The organism is Arthrobacter glacialis, assembly GCF_002909445.1.
Lineage (GTDB): Bacteria > Actinomycetota > Actinomycetes > Actinomycetales > Micrococcaceae > Specibacter > Specibacter glacialis.
Genome location: NZ_PPXC01000012.1, coordinates 1 through 26266 on the forward strand (window position 1 = coordinate 1; position 26266 = coordinate 26266).

A 26266-nucleotide genomic window follows, 5' to 3' on the forward strand; every position below is an offset into this window, starting at 1 on the left:
AATCATACAAGCCCCCGGCAGACATGGTCCGGCTCGTCAGACTCAAGGACCCGGTATGCACCGGGATAGGCTGCGACGCACCCGCACGATCCTGCGAGATCGACCACACCATCCCCTTCCACCAAAACCACTACAGCCCCGACGGCACCCTTCTGCCCCAAGGCGAAACCAGCATCGAGAACCTGCGCCCCCGATCAAAGTACTGCCACCGCCTCAAGGACGACCCCACCACCGGATGGACCGTAGAGCCTGATGGTCTAGGCATCACCAAAACCACCACCCCCACCGGCGGCATATACCTCCACACACAAAACGAGGAAAACCAACCGGCACCCTTCTAGCACCCCATGCAACGCACGCCGGCGACCCACCCCAGGTGAGCCGCCGCAGCCATCATGCACTTAACTACTAGTGCCTAGATTCGGGAATTGGAATCAGCCTCCCTGGGCACCCACAGTACGGCTCCGGCGCCAGCCCAGGGCTGCACTCCCCCACACCAACAGAAATAGCCCCACCAACAAGAGCCCCGCGTGGCCCAAGTCCAGCTCAGCCAGCCACGTGGTGAACGGATCCCGCAAGCCCAGGGAATCGTGCAAGATGGTCACGATTGTCAGGGCTGAGATGAACAGTGCCGAGGTTGCGGAAAGGCCCGTCACCACCATGTTGAAACCGATGCGCCGCGCCGGGTTCATCACGGCGGAACGGTACATTTTCATCATGGCCATGCCGTTGGCCGTATCGCACAGCGTCATGGCTGCGGTGAATGCCAGCGGAAGTGCCAACAGTGCAGCCGGTGAAACGCCCGCCATCGCGGCCGATGCCGTTAGCAGCAGGAAAGCAATGGTGGAGGCCGTGTCAAAGCCCAAACCAAACAAGAAACCCAACACGTAGATGTCGCGCGGACGTTTCACCCTGGACAACGGCTTGTCCAGCAGACGAGCCACCACTCCTGTGGGAACCAGTTCGCCGTCGTCCACCGTGCCGCCGTTGCGCACCCGGCGGAACAGCACGCCTGCCTTCAGGAATGCAGCCCCGTTGAACAGGCCTATGGTCAGCAGGAACAGGGCCGAAACCCCGGCGCCAAACACGGCCAGGGCCATGTTTGCTGCCGATCCGTCGTCGAGCAGGGCACCCATGAGGCCGGCGCCGCTCACCACAAGAATTCCCGCCAGCATGACCACCGAGCTGTGCCCCATGCTGAACGCAAAGCCGACGCTGACCGGGGCCCTGCCCTGGGCGGCGAACTTGCGGCTCGAGTTGTCGATCGCCGCGATGTGATCCCAGTCGTAGCTGTGTTTGACGCCCGCCAGATAGGCCGTCACGATGAGACCGAGCACCAGCGGATTGGTGTCTACGGAGAGCGAATGGAGCAACAACGCGGCCACCACCAGGTGAAGGAGCACCACGGCCCCGAAAGTCACGCCGATGCGACGGGCAACCGGCAACTTTTCGCGTTCCAGATATCCCAGGCGGGCTGTGACGGTCATCAGTATTTCCTTAAGTTCAGTGGTTTCTGGCCGGTCCACCGTTCGCGCAGTAAGTCCACGGCTGCAGCCAGAATTTTGTTGAGTGGTTCTGTTGAATGAGACAGCGCGCGAAGGGCAAAGCCGGGCCCTTCCAACAAAGTGATGCCCAACTGCCCCTCCGGGTCGAGGGGGGCCAACAATGCCTGCAGTTCCTCGACCAGCGCTGCGTCAACCCGGGCGTCCACCACCAGCAGGGAACCCAAATGCGTGTGCTCCCCCATGAAGCACATGCTGTCCACAGGAGACCCAACGCCTGGCCGGATCAGCAGGTTGTCCAGCACCACCAACCGCCCGCCTATGGAGATTTCATTGCGCATGCGCACCTCGTCGTAGCGGAACAGCCTCCCGTCCGGGGACCATCCGGGCGTCACCACCTCGGCCATGACCAGCGACGCCGCGGGGTCCATGTCCACGGTTGTCACCTGCCCATAACTGGCTTCCCGGTAGGCGATCAGCGGATCAGGCAGCAGTTCCAGCCGGGCGTTGGCCGCCAGACGCACGTGCATGTGCTGTTCGGCCCGGTCATTCGGGGTGCGGTAGATCTTGGTGGCCGATTGCGTGGTCAGCAGCAGATCAGCACCCTGGGCAACGTCCACCTCGATCAGGTAGCTGTCGCCACCTAAATATGCGCCGCCGGGATTGATGATCACGTAGCAAACCTGCCCGGATTCATCCAGATAGTGCGGACGCAGGATGCGCAGCGCGCCGTCGTGAAATTGTTTGACGGCGATGCACCGATCCCCCCGGCGGTCAATGGTCAGGGAGAGCGTCCCGGCCCACTCACTGTGTGTGCCGAGGCGGCCGATGGTGGCGGTTTGGGTCACCGGGATTCCAGGTCAAGCATGAGCACGTCGCGCTTGAGCCAGTTGATGACGTAGTCCAGGCCGTCGTCGGTCTTCAGATTGGTGAAGCAGTACGGCTTGTGGCCGCGGAATTCGAGGGTGTCGGCCTCCATGACGGACAGGTCGGCGCCAACGTACGGGGCCAGATCGGTCTTGTTGATAATGAAGAGGTCGGCCTTGATCATGCCCTGGCCAGCTTTGCGCGGGATCTTCTCACCCTGCGCCACATCAATGATGTAGATGGAGAAATCCACCAGTTCCGGGCTGAACGTGGCGGAGAGGTTGTCTCCCCCGGATTCAATGTAGATGACCTGCAGGTCCGGGTGCAGCGCCTCTAATTCAGCCACGGCAGCCGAGTTCATGGACGTATCCTCGCGGATGGCCGTGTGGGGGCAGCCGCCGGTTTCAATCCCGATGATCCGGTTCAGCGGCAGCACACCGTTGGCGGCCAGGATCTTGGCATCCTCGATGGTGTAGATGTCATTCGTAATGGCGGCGCTGGACACCTCGCCGTCCAGGGCACGCGTGAGGCGCTCCACGAGCTGGGTCTTGCCGGCGCCAACCGGTCCGCCGATGCCAATCTTGATGGGTTTCATTGTTGCTCCTTCTAAAATCTGTAAGCTGTTGGGTCCCGCTCAGCGGCGATTCAGGACATGAACATCCGGGCCCGCTGGCGTTCGTGCTGCATCTGCGCAATTTCCAGCCCCGGGGCCGTTACACCAAAGTCCTCACGCCCGAGCGTTTGTGCCAGAACGACGCCGTCACTCACCTCTTGGTGCGCGGCGCGCAGCACGCGCTGGCCAGCACTTTGGCCAATAGGGATGCCGCGGATGGCGTTTTGGGTCAACGACGTCACGGCCGAGAACATATACGTCCCCAACAGTTCCGCCAGCGGCACGCCCAGGGACTTTCCTGCGATGGCGAAGGCCATGGCCGGGTGCCCGGCGCAGTCCCCGCGGGCCACAGCCGCCGCGTAGTTTTCCAGCTCCTGGCAGGGAAAAACAGAGCCGGCAATATCCAGCATGCGGGCGCCCATTTTTACCCCGGCCGCCCGAATTTCACGCGGCAGGGCCGAGGCATGCAACTCCCTGTCTACCCGGTGGATTTCCGCCTCCGTCTCCGCCTCAAAAACAAAGCGGATGGCGAGCCCGTCACTATGGACCAGTTGAATGCGGATGAACTGGGTGAGCCAGTCGGAGAACGTGGCCTCGTCGTGAACCAGCCCGCGGTGCAGGAAACTCTCCAGGCCCAGGGAATGGCTGAACGCGCCCGTCGGCAGCGCCGAATCGCTCAGTTGGAGCAGCGGCAGCAGGTACCCCGGCGGCACTGGGGTTGCCAGCGCAACGCTGGCCCCGGCGTCGAAAGTCACGGCAATCCGCTTAGTGGCTGTGTTCGGCATGGCGGAACGGCACCGGCATGACGCGTTCCTGCCGCGAGTAGGGCACCGCCACGTGCTTGAGGTAATCCTCCACGGTGTGGTCATAGGCCAACACCATCACCTGCGCGCCGTACTCGCTGTCCTCGCCAAAGAACTGAGCCTGCATGTGCCGGTTGCCCAGGTTGTGTGCCACCACACCCATCTCCTGGATGGTTGTGGGGGCGATCACCAGAACATCAGTGTGCTCGACGGAGATGACGATGGCGTCCTTTTCGTCGAGGTGCAGGACGTCGCCGTCGCGCAGATCAGCCACGGTGTCACCGGCAAGCCGGATGCCCAGCTCCCTGCCGTGATCGGTGGTGACGCGCTGGATGCGCTTGACCAGCAGTGCCGAGGGCAGCACCACTCGTTCTTCGTGCAAATTTTCAAGTGTTGCGGGGTCAAACGTTGCTGTGGCAGGGTCAAACTTGTTGCCAAGAATGGCTTCGATAATCAAGGGTTCTCCTTTTAAAAGAGGAAGTAGCGTTGGGCCATGGGGAGCACGCTGGATGGTTCGGCCGTGACCACTTCGCCGTCTACACGGACCTGGTACGTTTCCGGATCCACCTGAATGTCGGGAGTTTCTCCGTTGTGCTTCATGTCCGCCTTGGTCAGGTTGCGGATGCCGTGGCAGGCACGCACTTCATGCTGCAGACCCAACTGCGCAGGAACGCCCGCATCCACGGCAGCCTGGGACATGAAAGTGATGGAGGAGGAATGCACGGCACGGCCCAGCGAGGCGAAATTGTGCCTGAAAGTGCGAGGTTGGGGAGTCGGGATGGAGCCGTTGGGGTCGCCCATGATGCTCATGACCATTTGCCCGCCCTTGATCACCATCTCCGGCTTCACACCAAAGAACGCCGGTTCCCAGATCACCAGGTCGGCAAATTTGCCTTCTTCGACGCTGCCAACATAGTCGGAGATACCGTGCGCAATGGCCGGGTTGATCGTGTATTTCGCGACGAAGCGCTTGAGGCGGGCGTTGTCACCAATCTCGGGATCGTTGCTGTACTTCCCACGTTGGCGCTTCATGGCGTCGGCCACCTGCCAGGTGCGTAGTACCACCTCACCAACACGGCCCATGGCCTGGGAGTCAGATGAGGTGATGGAGAAGATGCCCATGTCATGGAGCACGTCCTCGGCGGCGATGGTTTCCTTGCGAATGCGGGAGTCGGCGAAGGCCACATCCTCGGGGATGTCCGGGCTCAGGTGGTGGCAGACCATCAGCATGTCCAGGTGCTCGTCGATCGTGTTGACCGTGTAGGGCAGCGTGGGGTTGGTCGACGCAGGCAGCACGTTGGGCAGGCCGGCCACCTTGATGATGTCCGGAGCGTGGCCACCGCCGGCTCCCTCAGTGTGGAAGGTGTGGATGACGCGGCCGTCGATGGCCTTGATGGTGTCTTCCACGAAACCGAACTCGTTGAGGGTGTCGGAGTGGATGGCCACCTGAATGTCGAATTCGTCGGCGATCTTCAGCGACATGTCAATGGAGGAGTAGGTGGCACCCCAGTCCTCGTGGACCTTCAGGCCGATGACGCCGGCACGAACCTGCTCGGCCAGCGGCTCGCTCGCGCTGGCGTGGCCCTTGCCCAACAAGCCGATGTTGATGGGCAGGTTGTCCACGGCCTGCAGCATCTTGGAGATGTGCCAGGCTCCGGGAGTGACTGTGGTGGCCTTGCTGGCCTCCGACGGGCCGGTGCCGCCGCCGATCAGTGTGGTGATGCCGCTGGCCAGTGCGACGGGGATCTGGTCGGGGCTGACGAAATGCACGTGCGTGTCGATGCCGCCGGCGGTGAGGATCTTGCCTTCGCCGGCGATGATGTCGGTGGCGACGCCGATGGTGATGTTGACGCCGTCGGACATTTGCGGGTTGCCGGCCTTGCCGATCTTGAAGATGTGGCCATCTCTTAGTGCCACGTCAGCCTTGTAGATGCCGGTGTAATCCAAGACGATCACATTGGTGATGACGGTGTCAGGGATGTCCTCATCGCGGGTGCGCTGGCCGTTTTGGCCCATGCCGTCGCGAATGACCTTGCCGCCGCCGTAGACCACTTCCTCGCCGTACTTGGTGTGGTCGTGCTCAATCTCTGCGAACAATTCGGTGTCGGCAAGTCTTATTGCGTCGCCTGTGGTGGGACCGTACAGATCGGAGTACTGCTTGCGGCTCAGTTCAAAGCTCATTGGGCGGCATCCGTTTCTGCTTCTTGGGGCGTGTTGTTCGGGACGCCCAGGGGGCCGTTGACGCGGTCTCGGAAACCGTGGACCTCCCGGGTTCCGGAGAGGTCGATCAGGTTTACCGTCTTGGCGTCGCCCGGTTCAAAGCGGACGGCGGTTCCGGCCGGGATGTCCAGGCGGCGCCCGTAGGCGCTCTGGCGGTCAAACTCCAAGGCGTCGTTAACTTCGGCGAAGTGATAGTGGGAGCCGACCTGGATGGGCCGGTCGCCACGGTTGATGACCTTGATTGAGAGAGCTTGCATGCCCGCATTGCATGTCACTGCCTCTGACCGCAAAACATATTCCCCAGGGATCATGGGAGGTGCTCCTTTGGCGTGTAGGACCGCTCTAGCGGATGGGGTTGTGCACAGTGACAAGCTTGGTGCCATCGGGGAATGTTGCCTCGATTTGAACGTCCTTGATCATGTCGGCGACCCCTTCCATGACCTCGTCACGGGTGAGGATGGTGCTGCCCCAGCTCATGAGGTCCGCCACCGTGCGGCCGTCACGCGCACCTTCGATGAGTTCGTAGCTCAAAATGGCAACGGCTTCGGGGTGGTTGAGTTTCAGATGTCTGGACTGCCTGCGCCTGGCCAAATCTGCGGCGACGACGATCATGAGTTTTTCCTGCTCACGGGGCGTCAAATGCATATATTCCTCCTCAGGGAACTAACGGATATAAGTGTCCACCCGTTATCTACAACCGGCAAGAGACTATGCCAGGAGGTCCGTGGAATAAGGCAAGAGTATCAGAGAGTTTTCAGGGTAGATAATATGGCGGAATCTCGGGAGGTTTGGGCTGTTTGCCGGGAAATTCTCGGCCTCATTTCTCGCAATCCACCCGCCATCCCGGCCGGGGCGGCAGATTCCACCAATTCCCGATGCGGACCTGTTGGCGGCACGCCAGCGCCCCTCCCGCGGAACTCAGAAAGGAGCTGTAGCCCAGACGCAGGCCACGTGGCGGCAACACTGGCCGCCACGCTTACGCCGGGGCTAGTATCAAAGAAATCCCTTCCACGAATGGAGCACCCCATGCAGCTCGGCGCGTTTTCAGTCAGTCTCGCGGTCAAGGACATCAAGGCCTCCGTGGCGTTCTACGAAAAGCTCGGATTCACCCACCATGTGGGGGATGTGGAACAGAACTGGCTTGTCATGAAAAATGGGGACGCCGTCATTGGCCTGTTCCAGGGCATGTTTGAGAAGAACTCACTCACGTTCAATCCAGGGTGGAACCAAGACGCGCAGGCCATCGCACCGTTTACCGATGTGCGGGATATTCAGGCCCAGCTCAAGGACGGCGGCGTGGAACTTCTGGCGGAAGCTGACACGGAAACCACGGGACCGGCGAGCATCATGTTGATCGACCCGGACGGCAACCCGATCATCGTGGACCAACACATCTAGTCAGGACCGGACCTAGCAAGGAAGACCGTCATGAAATTGACCTTGACCGAGTTTGTCAGCTTGGACGGCGTCTCGCAGGGCCCCGGCTCCCCCGATGAGGACACCAGTGGCGGATTCACAGCCGGCGGCTGGTTTGTCCCGCACATGGACCAGGACTTCATCGACCATGCCGCGCTGTGGCTCCGCCAATCCGACGCCCTCCTGCTGGGCCGGCGCACCTACGACGCCTTTGCCCGCGATTGGCCGCAGATCACCGACCCTGAGGACCCCTTCACAGCCCTCATGAACGGCCTGCCCAAGTACGTCGCCTCCAATACCCTTTCGGAAGGGTCGTGGAACCCCACCACCATCCTGTCCGGGGACATCGGCGCGCAGCTCCGGGAACTCAAGTCCCGCCAGGGCCGTGAAATTCAGATCCACGGCAGCACCACCCTTGCCCAATCACTCTTTGCCGCAGGACTGATCGACGAACTGCGCCTGGTCATTGCCCCCGTGGTGGTGGGCAGCGGCCGACGGCTCTTCCCCGACAGTGGCACCCCGGCCGGACTTCGCCTGATCAGCAGCACCACCACGCCCGGCGGCCTGGCCCTGCACACCTATCAGGTCACCGGCAGCCCCGGCCACGCCACGTACACGGGCGTCGGGGACATCCCCTCCCACTGAAGCACGACGGTGCCTGCCGCCTCCGCGCGCACGCCAGCTTGGCAACCACATGCGCACGGACACCCATGGACAGCGTCGGGTCGATGACTGGAGCGAAGAACAGCGACTGGTTTGCCGGAATGTCCCTGTCAACGGTTCCTGCTGCCATCGGTCCAGGGACAGGACAGGACAGTGGCTTCGGCTTCGGCTTCGGCTTCGGCTTCGGCAGTGGCTTGCATCCGCTCGATCAGGTGAGCGGAGAGGGCGGCCAGTGCCCCGGCGCAGTCATCGATCAGGGCCCGCACCCCGTCCAGCCGACTCAAGGTCGGGTCCCCGGTAGCGGCAAGTCGGCCAAGTCAGTGCCCGGGGAACAATCGAAGGAAGAACGAGAGCATCTAACAGTTCAGCCACGGATGCTGTGGTGCATGAACCATCCCGGATTGCCGGGAAATTCACTGAACCGCCCAAACCAGGCGGCTTCCCGACGTGGTGCTCAGTTACGCTCAAGAGCGCAAACGATCCGGAATTTGTCGCCCAAGGGCTAGGGCCCAGAGGAAATGACCGCCAAGCTGGCTGAGACCGGCGGCGGACTGGACCTCGGTTCGGCCCGGCCGTTCTGGGCACACCATAAAAGTGGTGGTCCGGTCGCAATGACATACCTGCGCGCCGGTGTACTTTGAGTGCGATATGGACACGGAAAACGTGAACTTTGCTGCGATCACGTCGTGAAGAATCCGGCCACTCCTGTGAAGTTGTTGCCGGGAACGTGGCCGATAGTGACACGGCGTGGGACGGGCTCGACCAGAGGTGCCCTGAGGCATAGGGTTGAAGCAGCAAGCACCTTCTAGGCACTGGACAATCACTAATACGCATGGCGAATAAAGACGAAACCACACTTTTATCCTCACTCGGGCGCCTGGTACCGCACCTAAAAACCATTGCCTGGCGCCTGCTCGCGGGGCTCCTGACAGCCCTCGCCGCCAGCCTCGTGGCCCTTGCCATCCCGCAGGTCTACCGCGTGCTGGTCAACACGGCCCTGGAACCCGGGAAGGGCACCGGCGCGCTCTGGGTAGGGACCGGCGTCGTGCTTGTCCTGGGCATCCTCGAGGCCTGGTTCATGGTGCTGCGCCGCCAGTTCGTGATCGTCCCGGCCACCACCGTTGAAACGCGCATGCGCACCGGCTTTTACCGCCACTTGCAGCAGCTCGCCGTGGAATTCCACGACCGCTGGGGCTCCGGCCAGCTGCTCAGCCGCGCCATGAGCGACTTGAACTTTATGCGCCGCTGGATGGCCTTCGGCGCCATCATGCTGGTGGTGACGGCTCTGACGGTGGTCATTGGGGTGGCGCTCATGTTCTCCATGAGCTGGGAACTGGGCCTGATCTTCCTGGCCGCCGCAGTCCCGATCACCATTTTCGGCTTCACCTTCCGGCGCTCCTACGGCCGAGCCAGCCGCAGGAGCCAGGACCAGGCCGGCGACCTCGCCACCGTCGTGGAGGAATCCGTCCGCGGCATCCGGGTGCTGAAGGCGTTTGGCCGCGGCCGCGAGGCGCTCGATTCCTTCGCCGGCCAGGCGCAGGAACTTCAGGCCACCGAGGTCCACAAGGCCAAGTCCCTGGCCCAGTTCTCCCTAGTGGTCACTCTCTTGCCCGAACTGGCACTGGCCGCCGGCTTGGTGGTCGGCATCCTTCTGGTGAATGGCGGAAAGCTCGACGTCGGCACGCTCGTTGCGTTCTTTGCCACGGCTGCCGTCGTGGCCGGGCCCGTGGAATCCGTGGGCCCCTTGCTGTCGATGACTCTTGCCGCCAAGACGGCGCTGGACAGGCATTTTGAGGTCATGAACGCCGAAAACACCATCACCGACCCAGCCAATCCTGTCAGCTTGGAGCAGGTACACGGTGCGCTCGAGTTTCGCGGCGTCCACTTCCGCTTCCCCGACACCCCCGTTGGCGCCCCGGCGCTGCTCAACGGCGTGAATCTGGAGCTGCGGGCCGGGGAGATCATGGCACTAGTGGGCGTCACCGGAAGCGGCAAGAGCACCCTGCTGAACCTGGTGCCGCGGCTGTTCGATGTCTCTGCCGGCGCCGTGCTGCTCGATGGCACCGACATCCGCCAGCTGCGGCTGGCGGAACTGCGCACCCACGTTTCCGTGGCCTTCGAGGACACCACCTTGTTCTCCAACTCGGTGCGCGAGAATGTGCTTTTGGGTGCTGCGGACCATCCTGGCCTGTCCCCTGACCAAATCCTTGAACGAGCCTTGGAGGTGGCCCAGGCCGGCTTCGCCTACACACTCCCCCACGGTGTGGACACGCTGATTGGCGAGGAAGGCCTCAGTCTCTCCGGCGGCCAGCGCCAGCGCATTGCCCTGGCCCGAGCCATCGCTGCCAAGCCCGCCGTGCTAATTCTGGATGACCCGCTATCCGCGCTGGATGTGAATACCGAGGAACGAGTATCCCAGCGGCTGCGCCAGGTGCTCGAGGCGACCACCACATTGATCGTGGCCCACCGTCCCTCAACTGTCGCCATGGCCGACCGTGTGGCGCTGCTGCAGGACGGGCGCATCACGGCGGTTGGCACCCACGCCGAACTGCTGGCAGGCAATGACCACTACAGGCACGTGCTCGCCAGTCTTGATTCCGAACCCCGTGATCTGGACACCGGCCTGGATGACGAACTTCCCGACGACCTCGGCACTGGCCCCCTGCCTGTCGCAGCAGGGCCCGGGGACCAGCCGAGCGAACACCACAGCTCCACAAACAGCTCAAGGGGAACCGCAGAATGAGGCCGGCCAAAAAGGAAACGGGCGCTCCGGCGTCGAACGCCCACGAACGGGACAGCAAAACCGCAGCCACCGCCCAGGGCACGGCCGGCGAGGACCGGGTGAATCTCAGCAAGGCGGAGGGCCGCGCCGTGCGGGAGCGCTCGGTGCGGCTGCTGCGCACGCTGCTGCGCCCGGTCCGCGTCCGTTTTGCCATCACGGTGGCGCTGGTGGTGCTGTCGCAGACGGCCAAGGTGGCCGGCCCGCTGCTCATTGCGTATGGGATCGACTCCGCGCTGCCCGCCCTGACCGCTGACGGCGGCGACTGGCTGCCGCTGGCCGTCACGGGCGGCGGCTACGTTCTGGCGGCCCTGGCGGCATCCTGGCTGACGGCGGCCTACCTGACTGCCACGGCGCGGCTGAGCCAGGCCATGCTGCTGGACCTGCGCATTCAGGTGTTCCGGCACACGCAGCGGCTCAGCATGGAATTCCACGAAAACTACACCTCCGGGCGCATCATTTCCCGGCAGACCTCGGACTTGGAGGCGCTGCGGGAACTGCTCGATTCCGGCATTTCCTCCTTGGCGTCGGGGCTCGTTTTCATGGTGCTGACGGCAGTTTCCATCTTCACTCTGGACTGGGTCACGGGGCTGCTGGTGCTGGGCTCGGCTGTGCCGATGTTCCTGCTGTCGCGTTGGTACCAGAAGCGTTCGCAGGCAGCCTACCGCTCGTCCCGGGTGGTTTCGGCGCGGCTCATTGTGCACTTCATCGAGACCATGACGGGCATCCGCGCGGTGAAGGCCTTCCGCCGCGAGGAGGACAACGCAGCCCGCTACGAGGAGCTGGCGGAGGACTACCGGCGCGTTACGGTCCGCTCCATCAACCTCAACGGCGTGTTCCAGCCGGGCCTTGTCTTGATCGGCAACGTGACCGTGGCCGCGGTGCTGCTGGTGGGCGGCTTCCGCGTGCTGGGCGGTGCGTTGGAGGTGGGCGCACTGTTGGCCCTGCTGCTGGCCACCAAGCGCTTCTTCCAGCCTCTCGGCCAGATGGCCATGTTCTACAACTCGTTCCAGTCGGCTCAGGCCGCCTTGGAGAAAGTATCCGGATTGCTCGAGGAAGTCCCCACCGTCCGGCCACCGCGCAACCCCGTTCCCCTGCCGGCAGCACGTGGCGACATCCGCTTCACCGCTGCGGAGTTCCGCTACGGTGACGGCCCGGTGGTGGTGCCGAGCCTTGATCTGCACATCCCCGCGGGTCAGACTGTGGCCGTGGTCGGGGCAACCGGGGCCGGCAAGTCGACCCTGGCCAAGCTAATGGCCCGCTTCTACGACGTCACTGCTGGTTCGTTGACGCTCGACGGCGTGGACTTGCGCGAGCTTTCCAGCACCGATCTGCGCCGCGCCGTGGTCATGGTCACGCAGGAGGCGTTTTTGTTCAGCGGCACCGTCGCCGAGAACATCGCCCTGGGGCGGCCGTCTGCCACCCGTGCGGAAGTTGAGGCTGCCGCCGGCAACGTGGGGGCGGACGCATTCATCCGGGCCCTGCCGGACGGCTACGACACCGATGTGAACAAGCGCGGCGGCCGGGTGTCGGCCGGCCAGCGGCAGCTGATCTCCTTTGCCCGGGCCTTTCTGGCCAATCCGGCAGTGCTGATCCTCGACGAGGCAACCTCCTCCCTGGACATCCCGTCCGAACGCCTGGTTCAGGAGGGCCTGCACCGTCTGCTCAGCTCCAACGTTTCGGTCCGGTCCGGCGGCCCGACTGTAGGACGGACAGCCCTGGTCATTGCGCACCGCTTGTCCACCGTGGCCAGTGCGGACAGGGTCCTGGTGGTGCACGAGGGGCGAATTGTGGAAGACGGCTCCCCGGCGGAGCTGTTGGCCCGTGGCGGGCGCTTTGCCGAGCTGCATGGCGCCTGGCAGGACTCCCTCATCTGAGCCCCGCCCCGCCACGCTAACCTGCCTCGTGAACGGGCAGTAGTTGTTGATGTTCCGCGAAAACATCAACAACTACTGCCCGTTCACGAGGCAGAAGAGGGCTTAGAGTACCGTCCCGATGCGGCGGACACCCTCTTGGATCTGGGCGATGGTGGCAGCGCTGTAGGACAGGCGCATGTGCGGAGCTGGTGGCTCGTCAACGTAGTAGTGCTTTCCGTCGCCAATAAACACGCCCACGCCCTGGGCGGCCGCCGTCAAGGCGCTGGTGTTGGTGCCATCGGGCAGTTTGACCCACAGGTGGATGCCGCCGGAAGGCACCTCCACCACCCGCGCTCCGGGCAGCGAGGCGTGAACTTCGTTGACCATCGCGTCGCGGCGCTCGCGCAGGCCCGTGCGCAAACGCTTGATGTGCCGAGGCCATGCCGAGGAAGTCAAGAGACCCAAAGAGATCTCCTGGGCCAGCGCCGGAACGCACATGTCATCGGCAATGCGAGCCGTGCGCAGGCGTTCTCCGGCGGGACCCCTGGCGGCCAGGGCGCCAACGCGCAGCCCAGGGGCGGCGGGTTTGCTCAGTGTGGCGATGGTGACAACGTGACCGTCCGGGTCCTGGGTGAACAGCGGTGGAGGGGCCGATCCCTCCAACGTAAGGTGCCTGGCCCAGTCATCCTCGATGATAAAGGCACCATACTTTTTGGCCAGGGCCAGTACCTCAACGCGACGTGACGGGCTCAGGATTGCCCCCGTCGGGTTGGCGTAGCACGGCTGCAGGTAAATGAGCTTTGCGCGGGTGCGTTCCAGCGCATCAGCGAGTTTGTCCGGTCGGATGCCGTCGGCGTCGGCCGTCACTGCAGCAATGCCCAGCCCGGCTGCCTGGGCGGCAATGATGGCGCCCGGGTAGCTGGGGCTTTCGGTGATAACCGTGGATCCGGGATCGGCAAGGGTGCGCATGGCGAACACCAGCGATTGCTGGCCCCCAGGCATGATGAGCACCTCGCCGGGTTCTGCATTGAGTTCCGCGGCGAAGACGCTCCGCAGTTCCGGCAGGCCCATCGGCGGCGCCATGGTCCAGGCGCGGTGGCTCTTCGCGCAGCGGGAACCAATGGTGCGCAGTTCATCGAACGGCTGCAGCTCGGGTGAGAGATAGCCCCAGGAGAGCTGGACGTCGTCGGCCGTTGCATAGCCGCCAGTGCGGCCTGTGCGGTTCGGGTCCACCCTGGAACGCCCCAACGCGGAGGACTGCCACGCATAGTCCGGCTCCTGCAGGGCAGTGCCGGGTGAGTCGCGGCCTGCAACAAAGGTGCCACGCCCGGGTTCAGCCCGCACGATTCCCAGCGCAGTGAGGGTGGTGATCGCCGCGGTGATGGTCACCGGACTCGCACCGTAGTTCTTTGACAGCACCCGAACGGAGGGGAGCTTCTCTCCCACAGCCATGGCGTTGGCTTGCAGCTGCAGAAGCGTGGCAATCTCGGAGGCTCTGTTATCACTTGACACACAGATATTAGATAGCGTTACTGCATTTCCGTCAACATTGTTACTCCCGGTTGCCAGTCCATGTCAACTGTGGCAGCCTGACGATACTTCAGAGTTCTGAGCCGGAAAGGACAGTCCATGGATGCCAACCCCATATTGCCCGTCGAATTCGTGCTGCTTCAATGGGCCGTTGCCGCCATGTACCTTGCCATTGTGGTCTGGGCGCTGGTCACACTGGCTAAGGCCAACTCCCTCACAGTGGGGGCACGCATTTCTTGGCTGGTGCTGATTGTCATTGTTCCGTTTGTGGGGTCTGCCGCATGGCTCGGATTCACCTTCGTGCAAAGCTCCAGAAAACAAACCGCCAAATAGCATGCACATCTTATGACTGGGACAGAACCATGGAACGCAACAAGCGGGCACTCTTGACTAATAGCCTGAGCCGGCCGGTCACGGCCGGCATCAGGCGTCCGGGGTAGACTGCCTGACCATGACCGCCATGCCACACGCCATCAAAACCATCCACGCAATCTTCCTCGATGTTGACGGCACGTACGCAGACTTCGGGGTTGTCCCCGCTGCCCACGTTCGGGCCGTCCGCGCGGCACGGAAGGCCGGTCATAAGGTCCTGTTGTGCACCGGGCGCCCGGTGTCGATGTTGCCGGAGAGCATCCTCGGGACCGGCTTTGACGGGCTGGTTGCCAGCGCCGGGGCCTACGTGGAAGTCGCCGGGGAGGTTCTCCTGGACAGGAGGTTCCCGGACGATCTTGCAGCTAGGACCGTGGCTGTCCTCGACGCACACAACGCTGTTTACGTCTTGGAAGCGCAGGAGTCCCTGCACGTTGCCGCGGCCGCGGAGCAACGGCTGCGCGCCATCATCGAGGGGCATTTCCAACGCTCCCCCGATGGCCACGCACAAGGTTCCTCGGCCATTCTGGGCTCGCTGCGTCCTTGGTCCGCCAACAGCCCGGCCTTCGCCAAGGTCTCAGTCTTTGAGGTACCCATGGAGATGGGCCTGATTGCCGCGGAAATTGGTGCGGAGATCGCCGTCGTGGCCAACTCCATTGCCAACGAGGGCTCGCATGCCGGTGAGCTGTACCAGCGTGGCATCAGCAAGGCCGACGGCGTGGCCGTCGCCATTGAGCGCCTGGGCATTGCCCGTGCAGACACCATCGCCTTCGGTGACGGCCAAAACGATGTGGAGATGATCGCGTACGCCGGCCTCGGCGTCGCCATCGACGGGTCCAGCCCGGAACTGCTGGCCTTGGCGGACCGCACGGCCCCGCCGCCCAGCCGCGAGGGCATCGCTACAGCATTCGCTGACCTTGGGCTGCTCTGAGCGGGTGCCGCCCCTGAGCGCACTGGGCCATCCAAAGCTCCGCGAGCTAGGATAAAAGTGGCGCTGTACCCGCCGCGATCAAACCCACGCTTCGACACCGACGCATGAAAGCCAAACCATGAATCCTGCACGCATGAACGTAGAGTCTTTCAACCTTGACCACCGCACGGTCGCTGCTCCCTATGTGCGGGTTGCCGACCGTAAGGTGCTCCCGCTTGGCGACGTCATTACCAAATATGACGTCCGCTTCACCCAGCCCAACGTGGCCCACCTGGGCATGAAAGCCATCCATTCCCTGGAGCATCTCTTTGCCGAAAGCTCACGGAACCATTCGCAAGCCGTCATCGATTTCTCCCCCATGGGCTGCCAAACCGGCTACTACTTGATCCTTGCGGGCGAACCGGACATTGCCGGCGTGGTGGACCTCATCGAAGCCACTCTGTCGGACGTTTTGAAGGCCACGGAGGTCCCGGCGGCCAATGAGGTGCAGTGCGGCTGGGGAGAAAACCACTCCCTGGATGCCGCCCAGGATGCCGCCCGGGCATTCCTGGCGCAGCGTGCCGTCTGGGAGCAGGTCTCTGCTTGAGCGCCGTTGAAGTCATCATCATTGTCGCAATGGAGGAAGAAATTTCCCCCTTTCTGCAGCGCGCCACATCCGTTGCTGAGCCGGTGCGGGTGGGTAATGCAATCCATCGCACAGCGGTCATCAATGGTCACGTGGCACTCCTGGTCCAGAGCGGCATAGGCCTGGTCAACGCCGCCGGGGCTGCCACCTCCGCACTGTTGCTGGCCAACAGGGATGAGCCGGACGCCGGACAACCGTTGGTCATCAGCGCCGGCAGTGCTGGCGGGCTGGGCGATGCGGTGCGGGTCGGCGATGTTGTGATTGGCGCCAATCTCATTAACGCCGACGCCGATGCGCGCGCCTTTGGCTACGAGTTGGGACAGGTCCCGGGCATGCCGGCGTCCTATCCTGTGCCGCAGTTCCTGCTGGACGTCAGCGCCGTCGAAACGGTTAAGGATGGCCTGGTGGATACGGTGCATCAGGGACTCATGGTTTCCAGCTACTCCTTTGTTGGCCACGAGCGTTCTGCTGTCATCAAGGCCGCGTTTGAGCAGGTCCTCTCCACGGACATGGAATCCTCTGCCATCGCCCAGACCTGCCGCGTCCATGGCGCCCCGTTCCTGGCCATTCGAGGAATCTCCGATCTTTGCGGTCCGGCATCCGACGCCGATTTCCTGACCCATGTTGACGACGCTGCCGAACGTTCGGCCGAAATCACCACCGCCGTCGTCGAGTCTTGGTTTGCTGCTGGGGCTCCGCAGACCGGGATCTAGCGAAGGCGTCAGCGCATCGTGGCCGCTCAGGGACTAAAGCCTTGTCAACCCGTTCCCCACGATGACTACACCTATCATCAGCAGGATCAAAATGGTGACAGTTCGATTGTTCCGCCCGAACCAGGCCCGCGCCCCATGCAGCCACGCTTCAACCTTCACCGGCGACACTATTGCTCCGATGACGGGAATGGCCACAGTGCTCGCGGACAACACCGTGTATATGGCAATCACCACGCCAGCTTCACCCACTGTGAGCCCGCCCCCTGCCACGGAAAGGGCCGCGGCGGCAGTTAGCAGGATCGACTTTGGCCGCAGATTCAGAACAACCCCAAAGCCGAACGATGACCACGGCCCCAGCAATCCCACACTTGCCAGCCACTTGGGTTCAGCCCCCACGGGCTTGCCCCGGCTGCGACGCCAAACGACTATTGCCAACGCCACCAACGCCAGCCCGATGACGATCTGGGCGAGCGCGTTGAACGTCTGCTGACCACCGAGCGCTGGTTCCGGGAGGAAGGATGCCAGGAGCACAAAGCTGGTCACAATGCTGGCGATGCCAAGTACCCAGCCCATTAGGTACGGCACCGAGGAGCTTCGGTTGTGCTTGGACAACAGGATGAGGATGGTTGCCATAATCGGCACCGAACTCAGCGCTGACGCAACGGAGATGGGCAGAAGGTGACCGAGTGCTTGCAACATATTGCCGGCCTAGCCCAGTGGGCGCCGGAGCGACCGGCTTCTTGAGCCCGCTCGGCGCATGTCCATAGGCTCCGCGTGGTTCCTCCACGTTTCGGGCACGGGGGCCAGGGCGAACGGGTGCGGTGTCATAAGCCGACCGTCTGGATGCCCGCAGTGTCGGGTCGGGCATCCCCACGGCCTTTACGCGCTGGGCCGCCCATGGCTGTTGTATGGCGAAGGAACACCACCAGCCAACTGAAGATCAGGAGGAAGGCCACCAATTCCACAGCCGTCAGATTGTAGTAGCCGGTCACAAAAAATATGGCCAAGACAACAATGATCCCGACGAAGCAATAACCAAGCAAAACAAATACCCGCGGTGTGGCTGGAATCAGTCTGGGCAGCCCAATCACCATGGCAACGAATATGGCAGCCATTCCAGTGGCCGCGACGTTGTGTGCCGTAAGAAATTCATCAACCGGAAAAATGCCGACACAGGCCAGCAACACACCAATCAATGCCAGCGCCCCACGGACAAGGTTTCGTCCCTTCAATTCCTTCTCCGACACCACCGGAATGGTCGCCGTGGCATAGTGGGCCACAGTCGTCACGATCACCCCGGCAATGATGAGCGTCAGGTTGAACGCGAGGGCCGAGATGTCATCGGTAATGCCCAGGGAGCTGAGGTTTTTCTGCCACCACAGAGGGTCCGTGGCACTGAGCATGCTGGCGAAGGACCCCACCACAAGAAAAACAATCAGGATGGTTGAAACGCTCATGGGAGTGAGGTGGACTGCGCTGAGGAAGGCAGCATAGGCAGTCACGGCGATAGCCACTGCCGCCAGAACCGCGGCGGGTAAGGTGAAGACCACAGCTCCCGCGAAGGATTTCCCCATTAAATCTGCAAGCCCCAGCCACCCCAACAGGGCGATAAGGGCGTGCGCCAGCCCCAGGGCGGCAATGTCGTACCAACGCAGCCGCACCTGTGAGGTGGGCTGTCCCTCGCGTCCCTTCGCAGCGGCTGTTCCCTCGGCATTGAGCAGAATTTGTGCTCCAACAAACGTGACCATGGCCGCTATGGCTGAACCGAGGGCAACGAACTGGCCCACCGAGCCGGGACCGGAAATGGAGAGTTCCCGGTCCCAAAACCAGATCAATGCCAAGAGGATCCCCGCTGCGAACGCTGCTGCTGCGGCCAGCAGAGCGGATGATTCAAGCGACTCCGAGCTGGCCACCGGATGCCGCAGGAGCCGGCGGATGGGTGTGGACTGGTTCATGTGAATCCCTCCCCTGACGAATTCCTGGCACCCGAAATGGGTGCCAAATCTAAGCCAAAACTAACTGCCGGCCCGTCGGGGCAAATCATTCCCGGTGGGTGATGTTGGCGGCCGCTAGTGAATCAGGGCCTTCAACAGGATCATGGCCACTCCGAGAGCCGCAGTGGCCAGGCAACCCACAATGCGCATGGTCCAGCTGCTGCCACGCAAGGTGAACGCGCTGTACCCCAGCGCACCCAGAATCACCACACCCAGCCAGAGAGCCGACCAGATCGCCACGCCGTCGGGAATGATGCGCAAAGCCCCGATCAAAAGCACCACCGAAGGCAGAAGGGCCGAGGTCAGAAACCCTAGGGATCGCCGAACAGACTTTCGGAATGCCGCACTGAGACTTGCTTCGTTGCCCGGAACCACGCCGTGGGTCGCGACGGTGCCCGCATACACATGAGCCACCCAAAACACGATCACCGTGCCCAAAACGCTCAGAAATGTTTCCCAGGACGTTGCCCCATGGCTTCCCGAAGCCACAATCATGCCGCTGACCAGCAGGGTTCCGTAGACCGATTCTTCGGTGACGAAACTGGTTCGAGGGTCGCGCGTCAGTGTCCGCTTGACGGGGCCTAAGGGGACGCTCATGACTGCCTCATCCCTGTGCGGCCTTTGTTCGTTGCCGCCCCGCCACTTCCGTGGGGATGCCGCGCGAGAAGAACAGCGACAGCAGGGAAATCACTATCAGCCCAAAGAACGAAATGCGCAGGGAAGAAAGTTGGGAATCACGGTAGATGGTGGTCAGGGTGGCGGCCTCGGCGCTGTCCAGCCCTGCCTCCAGGGCAATGTCGGCGACTGCCGCTGCCGGCACGATGGAAACGCCGCCCTGAGTTTGTTGGCTGATTGTCGCCTTGGTGTCCGGTGGCAGCTCGCTGCTGGCCACGCCGGAGGCGAAGGATGTGGACAAGGCTCCAATCAGTATGGACCCGATCAGGGCAGTTCCAAGGGAAGAGCCAAGGTTCTGGAACACTCCCTGCAGCCCGCCCACCTCGCTGGTCTCCTTTTCGGTGACGCTGGACATGTTGACGTTGCCGAGCTGTGAGGCGAGAAGCCCAAGTGCCGTACCGGCCAGGAACATTCCTGCGGCGAAGAGACCGCTTCTCAGCTCAGCCGTGGCGGAGCCGAGCAGAATGGCTGCGCTGAAGACAAGAATGACCTGGCCGGTCCGCACAATGCGCAGCGGCGCCCAAATCCGCGACAACCCGGTCCCGACAATGGAAAACAGGATCAGGGAGATAGAAAGCGGGAAAATCTTCAGTCCAGTCTGCAAGGGATCCAGTCCCAGTGTCATCTGCAAATAGACGGGCACCATGAAGAACAATCCGGCAGTCACTGCGTACTGGGCGCCGAGCACCGAAAGCCCGCTGCGCAGCTGGCTGATGGAGAACATCTCCACATGAACCAACGGAGCATCGCCTCGGCCAACAAGTTGCAGCTGTCGTCGTACGAACGCATAGATCAGTGCCCCTCCAGCGAGCATCAGCCACGCAGTCATGGAGATGCCCAGCGGTTCGATGGCCACGCCGCCAATTTCCGGAGACTGCAACGGGGCGATCCACCCCCACGTTTTACTCTGCAGCATCCCAAACACCACAAATACCAATCCGAGGGCGGACAGAAACACGCTGAGCACGTCGATGCGCACGGATTGGCGTACTGTGTTGTCCGTGATCAGCCGGGCGCACAGCACCACGCCCGCCATGATGACAACTTCCGCGACAAAGACGTACCGCCAGCTAAAGTACGTGGTCACGAAGCCGCCAATAAGCGGCCCGGCAGCCACCGCGGCACCGGAGACGGCTCCGATGACTGCGTAGGCGGTGATGCGTTCCTTGCCTTGATAGTTGTCCGCAACCAGGGCAGCGATGGCAGGTATTACCAGCACAGCGCCCAGCCCTTCAATGATCGACCAGCCGAGGAAGAGCACTGCCACGTTGGGGCTGAGGGCTGTGGTGAGGGACCCTAACGCGTAAATGCAGGAGCCGATCACGAAGGCCCTGCGACGCCCCCAGACATCGCCGAGTTTGGCACCAAGCAGCATCACAGCTGCCATAGTGAGCGTGTAAAACGTAATGGCCGCCTGCATTGCCGCCACAGTGGTGTCCAGGTCATCAACTACCGTTGAGATCGACACATTCATCACCGTGCCGTCCAGCACCATCACAAATTGTGCACAGCCGAGAATGATGACGACAGTCCATTTTTTCATCGAAGGTTCCCTCGTTTCGACTAGAGCAATCCGAGAACTCTTGCTCTCCCTATTGCCGCATCGCGGTTGGTGGCATCGAGCTTGCGGTAAATGTGAACCATATGGGTCTTGATGGTGTTGACCGACACGAAGCAACGATCAGCAAGTTCCACGTTGGTGAAGCGGGTTGGCAGGTAGGACAAGATCTCCAATTCGCGATCGGTGAGCGGGTCGGGCAGTGCCTGCTGCCGAGGATCAACGGACTGTTGCGCATGCGCCAAAATGATGTCCCGGAACGCTGCCTGTGGGCCTGAGATGTCCCGCAGCCGCCTCAGAATGACCGGGCCAGCCCGCACAAAAACACCCACAAGTCCGTGTATCTCGGCCATCTTGACGGCGTCTCCCAGATGGCGCCTGGCCTCAAACGGTTCGTTGTCACAGGTCGCGACCCAGGAAAGGAGAATGTGGCATTGCACGACGGCGAGAGGATCAGGGTCCAGGACGAGTTCCGGCCATGAACCCACGATGCCGCGAGCCCTCTCAGGATCACCCAAGGTTAACGAGGAAACCGCTCGTTCAAAAAGCATTGTCGACAACGATTCCGGTTCTTCCTGATCCTGCGGGAAACTGGTAGCAGGCATGCGCAGAGGTTCCGCCTCGGCCGGCAAGTCGGCGTCGCCTCGGCGCAAAGACGTCATCACCGCTGCCAAGTAGGCGTCGGTGACTGAACGATCGGCGAGCATGCCGGCTTCACGGGCACTCAGTAGTGCCTCGCAGATCAGTGACTCGGCACGCTTGACCTTGCCGCACCAGGCTTCCAGCAAGGACAACGTGCTGAGCGCACCGACTCTTTCGTGCGAGCCGGCTGCAGCCTCCCCTAGGCCCTGGACCAGCAGTTCCCGTGCCTGATCAATCTGGCCCGCCAGTAGGAAGGCCCGGCCCCCAGCAACAAGCACATCCAGCCGACCAGCGGAATTCTGGGGGGCGCCCAATTCGTCACCTGTGGCCGCGATGCAGGGCTTGTCGGCGGACGGGAATTCGCGAATTTGCCTGCACGCGGCAGCTGCGGTCAACTCCGGTCTTGTAGCCAGCAATATCTGGGCCGCCAGGAATCCTGCATCCGAGGACCTCCTATTGCGTGCCCCTAGCTGATCACCAGCGGGGCCGTCCTGGTCCAAAAACATGCCCAAGCCTCCACCGTCCTCCAGCGCCAGTGTCCCCAACAATAGATCAGCATCAATGTAATTGGAGCGGGTGGACTCCGGGACCCGCAGCAACCACCCAACAACAGTTGGCATGTCGCCATTCACCAGGACTTCGAAGGCATTCGAGAGCATAGCCTCCAATGCCCGCTCCCAGAATCGTCCCCGCAGCAGGTATTCGATGGCTTCCTTGGCGCGGCCCCTGGCCAACTGCCAGTCGGCAGCCACACTGAGAATGCTGCGTTCGTCCGTGCTGCCCCCGGCGCGTAGTTGTGAGCGCAACAAATCACGAAAGAGGTGGTGAAACCTGTACCACTCGCGGCGCGAGTCCAGTTCCATCAGGAAAATGGAGTCCCCGTGCAATTGTTCAAGAATCGACTGCGCGTCGTCACGGCCTGTCACCGCATGGACGAGTCCGGCGCACATGTCCTCCAACACCGACATCCGCAGGAGAATTTCGCGTTGGTCAAAGGGCAGGGCTTCCAACACTTCCTCAGCAAGGTAGTCGGCCACCAGCCGGTCACTGCCACCGAACGCCGCAACAAATGCATCCGGGTCAGGAACCTGCCGTAGGTTCAATCCCGCCAGCTGTAATCCGGCTGCCCAGCCCTCCGTCCGCGCATGCAATGCCCGGACGGAGGGCGTGCTGAGCCGATGCCCGGTGGTCCGCTCCAGCAACTGGGCCGCCTCTTCGGCGGTAAAAGCGAGCTCGACGTTCCTGAGTTCCAAAAGTTCGTCGCTCAAGCGGTATTGACTCAGTGCGATCGGCGGATCGGCGCGCGAAGCCAGGACTACGTGGATGTTCCCGGGGGCTTGCAACAGCAACTCGCCAAGATCGTCAATAAGGTCAACGTTGGACAGTCGTTGCGCATCGTCCACGACAATGACGACCTCCGGCATGCGTCCCAGGGCTGCCACCAGGACTGAAATGACGGGCTCTCCAAGTCCACCCTCAGAGAAGGTGGACAGCGCCGACACCTTGGCAATGGCCGGATCCACCGCTGCCAGTGCCTCCACCAGTCGGTGGACAAAGCGTGCCGGGTCGTCATCGGCGGCCTCGATGCGGAACATGGCGATGGCGCGCCCCGTCTGCTGTGCGGCCCATTGCCGCAGCAGCGTCGACTTCCCAGCACCGGCCTGCGCGATGATCAAAGTCAGGCGGCATTGCAGCGCTTTGTCCAGTTCGGCACATAATCGGGGCCGGTCAATAAGGTGGGCCGGCCCCATGTGTTCCGAAGAAGTCATCATCTTTTCTCCCCATCCACGCTTAGTGTGTCACCGCAGTTGTTGGAGGGCAAGAGTTTGATTGTTTGGCTACTGTTCGGCGTGACGCTCGTCCCAATGGGCCAGAAGTGCATAGAGAACCAGTACATCAATGGCGATGACTATAAACGACCACCAGGGCTGGACCGGCACCAGAAGCATTTGGACAATTGTGCTGAGGATCACCAGCACAATGGCAACGACGCGCGCCCACGTGGCGCCCACAAAGAGGGAAATCGATGTGAGGATCAGCAGCACTCCAATCAAGAGGTTCCACCAGCCCCAACCGGTGGCGTCGAAGAGGAACAAGTCGCCGTCCACAACCGTGTAGTACGTGCTCGGGCCGATAAGGGCAACGAGGCCCTGAATGGCGCTGAAGATGCCGCTGACGAGAAGGATTACACCGGCGAAGGGGATCCAGGCAGTCGGGTGCGTTGAGGTGACGTTGCTCGTTGACCTGATGGTACTCATGTGCCGACCTCTTTCAATTGTTTAATCGTGTTCGCTGCGTCCCGTCAAGCCGACGGTGCACCAGTGGTGCCGGCTGGCCAGCACCACTGCTGCCCATATTCCTCCCTAGCTGCCATCTTTCCCTCACCCACATCGGATGATGCTTTGCGCACCCCACCCCAGCCCCGGTCAGCGCTCGGTGGGTGGCTTCCACCCCGACACCACGCGGGCGACTGCTATCACCAGAAAAAGCTGCCCCGCGATGGCCTCGGCAATGGCAACGCTCTGAACACCCGCCCCGCTGGGGACCTTGTCGCCATACCCCGTTGTGGTGAGTGTGGTGAAAGAAAAGAACATCTGGCTCGTCAGCGACTCAACCTGCCCGTCTCCGAAGATCGGCGAGGCTGATGTCAGGGCAATGAAGTTATAGACGAAGGTGAAGAACATGCCAACCAGAATGTAGGCGGCGATTGCTGCCAGCAGGGACTGACCATCCACATGCTTCTTCCTCACCTGGTGGGCAATAATCACTACCGGGGCAGCGAGGTAGGCCAGCATCGACGCACCAGAAAGTACAATATCCAGCAGGTGCCCCTGTGCCCCGATGAGCCAAACGATGGTCACTGCCACAGCTGCCGTCGACAACGTGATCATGCCGGCCCTGCGAATGCCCGGCTTCGCCTCCGCCACCCAAAGTATCAAGGCAACTGTGGCTAGCTGGACAAGCAACGCGACGGCGCTGGGGTTCGCCGTTCCCTGCGCCGCGCACACAGCGTACGACACAACTATCGAGGGCAGCACCAACCAATAGCCAAAGCGGAAGACGGGCGTGCGCCCACCTGCCGAGCCCGGCAGCGAACTCGTCGCGGTCACCGCAGTGGCTTGTCTGGAGCAGATCCCCGCTTACCAGCCCGAGCCCGAGCCCGGGCCGCGCTGTGCGCGAGCTGCCGGGTGTGCTTGCTTTCCACGTCCTCCTGTTTCTTGATGCTTCTGGTCTCCCCCGTCGGTCCTAGTGCCGGACGCCAGAAACGGGCACTAGGATCCGAGTCAATCAGCAACGCTTTTCCGAACAGTGTGAAGGGAATTGCCAGAATCGCCCCAACAGGACCCATGACGACAGCCCAGAACAATACTGAAAAGAATGTGACGGACTGGCTGAGCGACACCGCCTGGCCCACAACCCGTGGCTGGATGATCGACTGAACCACGGCATTGATCACGGCATAAATGACAACGACGGCGATCAGAGTCGGCCAACCTCCAACAAGGAAGCCGAAGACCATCGGTGGGACGAGCGCAAAGAAATAGCCCACATTGGGGATGAAGCTGCACAGAAAGGCCAGAAGACCCCACAATAACGCCGCAGGGACGTGCATTATCCAAAGCGCCAGTGCGTTAAGGACTCCCTGGACAATGCCAAGTCCTGTTGTCACCACCATGTAGCGGCGCACATTGGACGCATAGTCTGTGAGGGCAGTCACCAGATCAGGCGCCTTTGCGCCCAGCTGATGAAGAATCGTCGGAACGTACACGGCGTCGGCGGACATGAGGATCATCATGGTCAGCACTATGACCAAGGCCCCCGAAATGCTGAACACGCCGCCCACGGCGTCCGTGACAAGCGCCATGACGTTCCTCGGGTCGATGCTGCTCACCAGTGCGGACACCTGGTCCTGGCTGATTCCAAGGGAACCCAACCGCACACCGATGTTCTGGCCCATCTCCTCGAACTGGCTGGCGTACCGGGGCAGCATCTCCACGAAATGTCCAACGGCGATGAAGACCGTCACAACGAACCCGGCCAGGAACGCGAACATCACCGCGATGACCGCTCCCGTGGCCAAACCCTGCGGCACCCCCCGCTTCTGGACGTAGGCCCTCGCCGGATGAGCGCAGATAGTCAGGATGAGCGTGAGTAGCACCGGTGCCAGAATTCCGCGCAGGCCGCTAATACCGATGGCTACGATGGTCGCCGAGGCGAGCCCAAGTAGTACGACAACTCCCCGGGGAAGCGCTCCAGACGTGTGTGGCATGTGATTCGCCCCGATCTCCACTGCACCCATGCACGAAAGTTTTGACGCACAGCGGTGCTCTCGACTACTGGCATCGTATGGAGCTCAACCCCACATTGCGTCATACCAGATGGGTGATGCCCGCAATCAGCCGCTGACGCTCACCCTTGGTGGGTGATGCCCCCGGGCCAACAGCAACGCTAAGTTCAAGCCATTCGCACGGACCGCCGGGCGATCCGCTAAGCACAAATGAGCGAAAGG

27 protein-coding genes are annotated in these 26266 nt (G+C 62.2%); 9 read left to right on the forward strand and 18 right to left on the reverse strand.

The window, feature by feature from the left end:
• On the forward strand, positions 1 to 341 hold a 341-nt coding region (locus tag CVS27_RS20835; protein ID WP_165788314.1), incomplete at its 5' end, for an HNH endonuclease signature motif containing protein.
• A 93-nt stretch (positions 342 to 434) separates the two neighbouring features.
• Here the strand turns inward: CVS27_RS20835 and CVS27_RS14410 are convergent.
• Genes CVS27_RS14410 through CVS27_RS14445 form a run of 8 tightly spaced genes read right to left on the reverse strand, consistent with a single transcriptional unit; the run spans position 435 to position 6650 of the window.
• Complete coding sequence (locus CVS27_RS14410) at positions 435 to 1487, reverse strand: HoxN/HupN/NixA family nickel/cobalt transporter (RefSeq protein WP_103466502.1); 1053 nt, start codon at positions 1485 to 1487, stop codon at positions 435 to 437.
• Positions 1487 to 2350, reverse strand: a complete 864-nt coding sequence (locus CVS27_RS14415) for an urease accessory protein UreD (RefSeq protein ID WP_306418502.1) — start codon at positions 2348 to 2350, stop codon at positions 1487 to 1489. The genes CVS27_RS14410 and CVS27_RS14415 overlap by 1 nt, the downstream gene beginning before the upstream one ends.
• Positions 2347 to 2964: an urease accessory protein UreG gene (ureG, locus tag CVS27_RS14420; protein WP_103466504.1), complete on the reverse strand. Its 618-nt coding sequence runs from the start codon at positions 2962 to 2964 to the stop codon at positions 2347 to 2349. Before ureG ends, CVS27_RS14415 begins: the two co-directional genes overlap by 4 nt.
• A 50-nt stretch (positions 2965 to 3014) precedes the next feature.
• On the reverse strand, positions 3015 to 3767 hold the full coding sequence (locus CVS27_RS14425; protein ID WP_103466506.1) for an urease accessory protein UreF: 753 nt from the start codon (positions 3765 to 3767) through the stop codon (positions 3015 to 3017).
• Positions 3748 to 4242, reverse strand: a complete 495-nt coding sequence (gene ureE / locus CVS27_RS14430; protein WP_103466508.1) for an urease accessory protein UreE — start codon at positions 4240 to 4242, stop codon at positions 3748 to 3750. Before ureE ends, CVS27_RS14425 begins: the two co-directional genes overlap by 20 nt.
• 11 nt (positions 4243 to 4253) lie before the next feature.
• The gene (ureC, locus tag CVS27_RS14435) at positions 4254 to 5966 is read right to left on the reverse strand and encodes an urease subunit alpha (protein WP_103466509.1); all 1713 of its coding nucleotides are present in this window, start codon (positions 5964 to 5966) and stop codon (positions 4254 to 4256) included.
• Positions 5963 to 6316, reverse strand: a complete 354-nt coding sequence (locus tag CVS27_RS14440) for an urease subunit beta (RefSeq protein WP_103466511.1) — start codon at positions 6314 to 6316, stop codon at positions 5963 to 5965. Before CVS27_RS14440 ends, ureC begins: the two co-directional genes overlap by 4 nt.
• A 31-nt stretch (positions 6317 to 6347) precedes the next feature.
• On the reverse strand, positions 6348 to 6650 hold the full coding sequence (locus CVS27_RS14445) for an urease subunit gamma (RefSeq protein WP_103466512.1): 303 nt from the start codon (positions 6648 to 6650) through the stop codon (positions 6348 to 6350).
• 381 nt (positions 6651 to 7031) lie between these two features.
• Here CVS27_RS14445 and CVS27_RS14450 point away from each other — a divergent pair, with 381 nt between their 5' ends.
• Entirely contained in the window at positions 7032 to 7403 is a 372-nt protein-coding gene (locus CVS27_RS14450; protein ID WP_103466514.1) for a VOC family protein, read from the forward strand.
• Positions 7404 to 7433: 30 nt separating this feature from the next.
• Positions 7434 to 8066, forward strand: a complete 633-nt coding sequence (locus tag CVS27_RS14455) for a dihydrofolate reductase family protein (protein WP_103466516.1) — start codon at positions 7434 to 7436, stop codon at positions 8064 to 8066.
• A gap of 128 nt (positions 8067 to 8194) precedes the next feature.
• Here the strand turns inward: CVS27_RS14455 and CVS27_RS20840 are convergent, their stop codons facing one another.
• Positions 8195 to 8368 (reverse strand): hypothetical protein, encoded by a 174-nt coding sequence (locus CVS27_RS20840; RefSeq protein ID WP_165788315.1) that lies wholly within the window; start codon positions 8366 to 8368, stop codon positions 8195 to 8197.
• A gap of 548 nt (positions 8369 to 8916) precedes the next feature.
• Here CVS27_RS20840 and CVS27_RS14465 point away from each other — a divergent pair.
• The gene (locus CVS27_RS14465; RefSeq protein WP_103466518.1) at positions 8917 to 10827 is read left to right on the forward strand and encodes an ABC transporter ATP-binding protein; all 1911 of its coding nucleotides are present in this window, start codon (positions 8917 to 8919) and stop codon (positions 10825 to 10827) included.
• Positions 10824 to 12740: an ABC transporter ATP-binding protein gene (locus CVS27_RS14470; protein WP_103466520.1), complete on the forward strand. Its 1917-nt coding sequence runs from the start codon at positions 10824 to 10826 to the stop codon at positions 12738 to 12740. The genes CVS27_RS14465 and CVS27_RS14470 overlap by 4 nt, the downstream gene beginning before the upstream one ends.
• 102 nt (positions 12741 to 12842) lie before the next feature.
• On the opposite strand, the gene CVS27_RS14475 is transcribed toward CVS27_RS14470, so the two are convergent.
• Complete coding sequence (locus CVS27_RS14475; protein WP_207767537.1) at positions 12843 to 14231, reverse strand: aminotransferase-like domain-containing protein; 1389 nt, start codon at positions 14229 to 14231, stop codon at positions 12843 to 12845.
• A gap of 117 nt (positions 14232 to 14348) precedes the next feature.
• On the opposite strand from CVS27_RS14475, the gene CVS27_RS14480 reads away from it, so the two are divergent.
• The 4 genes from CVS27_RS14480 (at position 14349) to mtnN (ending at position 16887) form a co-directional block, all read left to right on the forward strand.
• Positions 14349 to 14582 (forward strand): PLDc N-terminal domain-containing protein, encoded by a 234-nt coding sequence (locus tag CVS27_RS14480; protein ID WP_103466522.1) that lies wholly within the window; start codon positions 14349 to 14351, stop codon positions 14580 to 14582.
• A gap of 118 nt (positions 14583 to 14700) precedes the next feature.
• Positions 14701 to 15549, forward strand: coding sequence for an HAD-IIB family hydrolase (locus CVS27_RS14485; protein WP_103466524.1), 849 nt, complete (start codon positions 14701 to 14703; stop codon positions 15547 to 15549).
• 133 nt (positions 15550 to 15682) lie between these two features.
• Positions 15683 to 16135, forward strand: coding sequence for an S-ribosylhomocysteine lyase (locus tag CVS27_RS14490; protein WP_442319976.1), 453 nt, complete (start codon positions 15683 to 15685; stop codon positions 16133 to 16135).
• Positions 16132 to 16887 (forward strand): 5'-methylthioadenosine/S-adenosylhomocysteine nucleosidase, encoded by a 756-nt coding sequence (mtnN, locus tag CVS27_RS14495; protein WP_103466526.1) that lies wholly within the window; start codon positions 16132 to 16134, stop codon positions 16885 to 16887. The genes CVS27_RS14490 and mtnN overlap by 4 nt, the downstream gene beginning before the upstream one ends.
• Before the next feature lie 33 nt (positions 16888 to 16920).
• On the opposite strand, the gene CVS27_RS14500 is transcribed toward mtnN, so the two are convergent.
• From CVS27_RS14500 to CVS27_RS14535, 8 genes are all read right to left on the reverse strand, one after another.
• Entirely contained in the window at positions 16921 to 17586 is a 666-nt protein-coding gene (locus tag CVS27_RS14500; protein WP_103466527.1) for a GAP family protein, read from the reverse strand.
• A 125-nt stretch (positions 17587 to 17711) separates the two neighbouring features.
• Complete coding sequence (locus CVS27_RS14505; protein ID WP_133162940.1) at positions 17712 to 18842, reverse strand: DUF998 domain-containing protein; 1131 nt, start codon at positions 18840 to 18842, stop codon at positions 17712 to 17714.
• A 114-nt stretch (positions 18843 to 18956) separates the two neighbouring features.
• Positions 18957 to 19478: a hypothetical protein gene (locus CVS27_RS14510; RefSeq protein ID WP_103466528.1), complete on the reverse strand. Its 522-nt coding sequence runs from the start codon at positions 19476 to 19478 to the stop codon at positions 18957 to 18959.
• Between the two features lie 7 nt (positions 19479 to 19485).
• Positions 19486 to 21099 (reverse strand): MFS transporter, encoded by a 1614-nt coding sequence (locus CVS27_RS14515; RefSeq protein WP_103466529.1) that lies wholly within the window; start codon positions 21097 to 21099, stop codon positions 19486 to 19488.
• Positions 21100 to 21119: 20 nt separating this feature from the next.
• The gene (locus CVS27_RS14520; RefSeq protein ID WP_103466530.1) at positions 21120 to 23528 is read right to left on the reverse strand and encodes a winged helix-turn-helix domain-containing protein; all 2409 of its coding nucleotides are present in this window, start codon (positions 23526 to 23528) and stop codon (positions 21120 to 21122) included.
• Between the two features lie 66 nt (positions 23529 to 23594).
• The gene (locus CVS27_RS14525; RefSeq protein WP_103466531.1) at positions 23595 to 24014 is read right to left on the reverse strand and encodes a DUF7144 family membrane protein; all 420 of its coding nucleotides are present in this window, start codon (positions 24012 to 24014) and stop codon (positions 23595 to 23597) included.
• Positions 24015 to 24182: 168 nt separating this feature from the next.
• Positions 24183 to 24866 (reverse strand): ion channel, encoded by a 684-nt coding sequence (locus CVS27_RS14530; RefSeq protein ID WP_103466532.1) that lies wholly within the window; start codon positions 24864 to 24866, stop codon positions 24183 to 24185.
• Positions 24863 to 26026 (reverse strand): AI-2E family transporter, encoded by a 1164-nt coding sequence (locus CVS27_RS14535; protein WP_165788316.1) that lies wholly within the window; start codon positions 26024 to 26026, stop codon positions 24863 to 24865. The genes CVS27_RS14530 and CVS27_RS14535 overlap by 4 nt, the downstream gene beginning before the upstream one ends.
• Between the last annotated feature and the right edge of the window lie 240 nt (positions 26027 to 26266).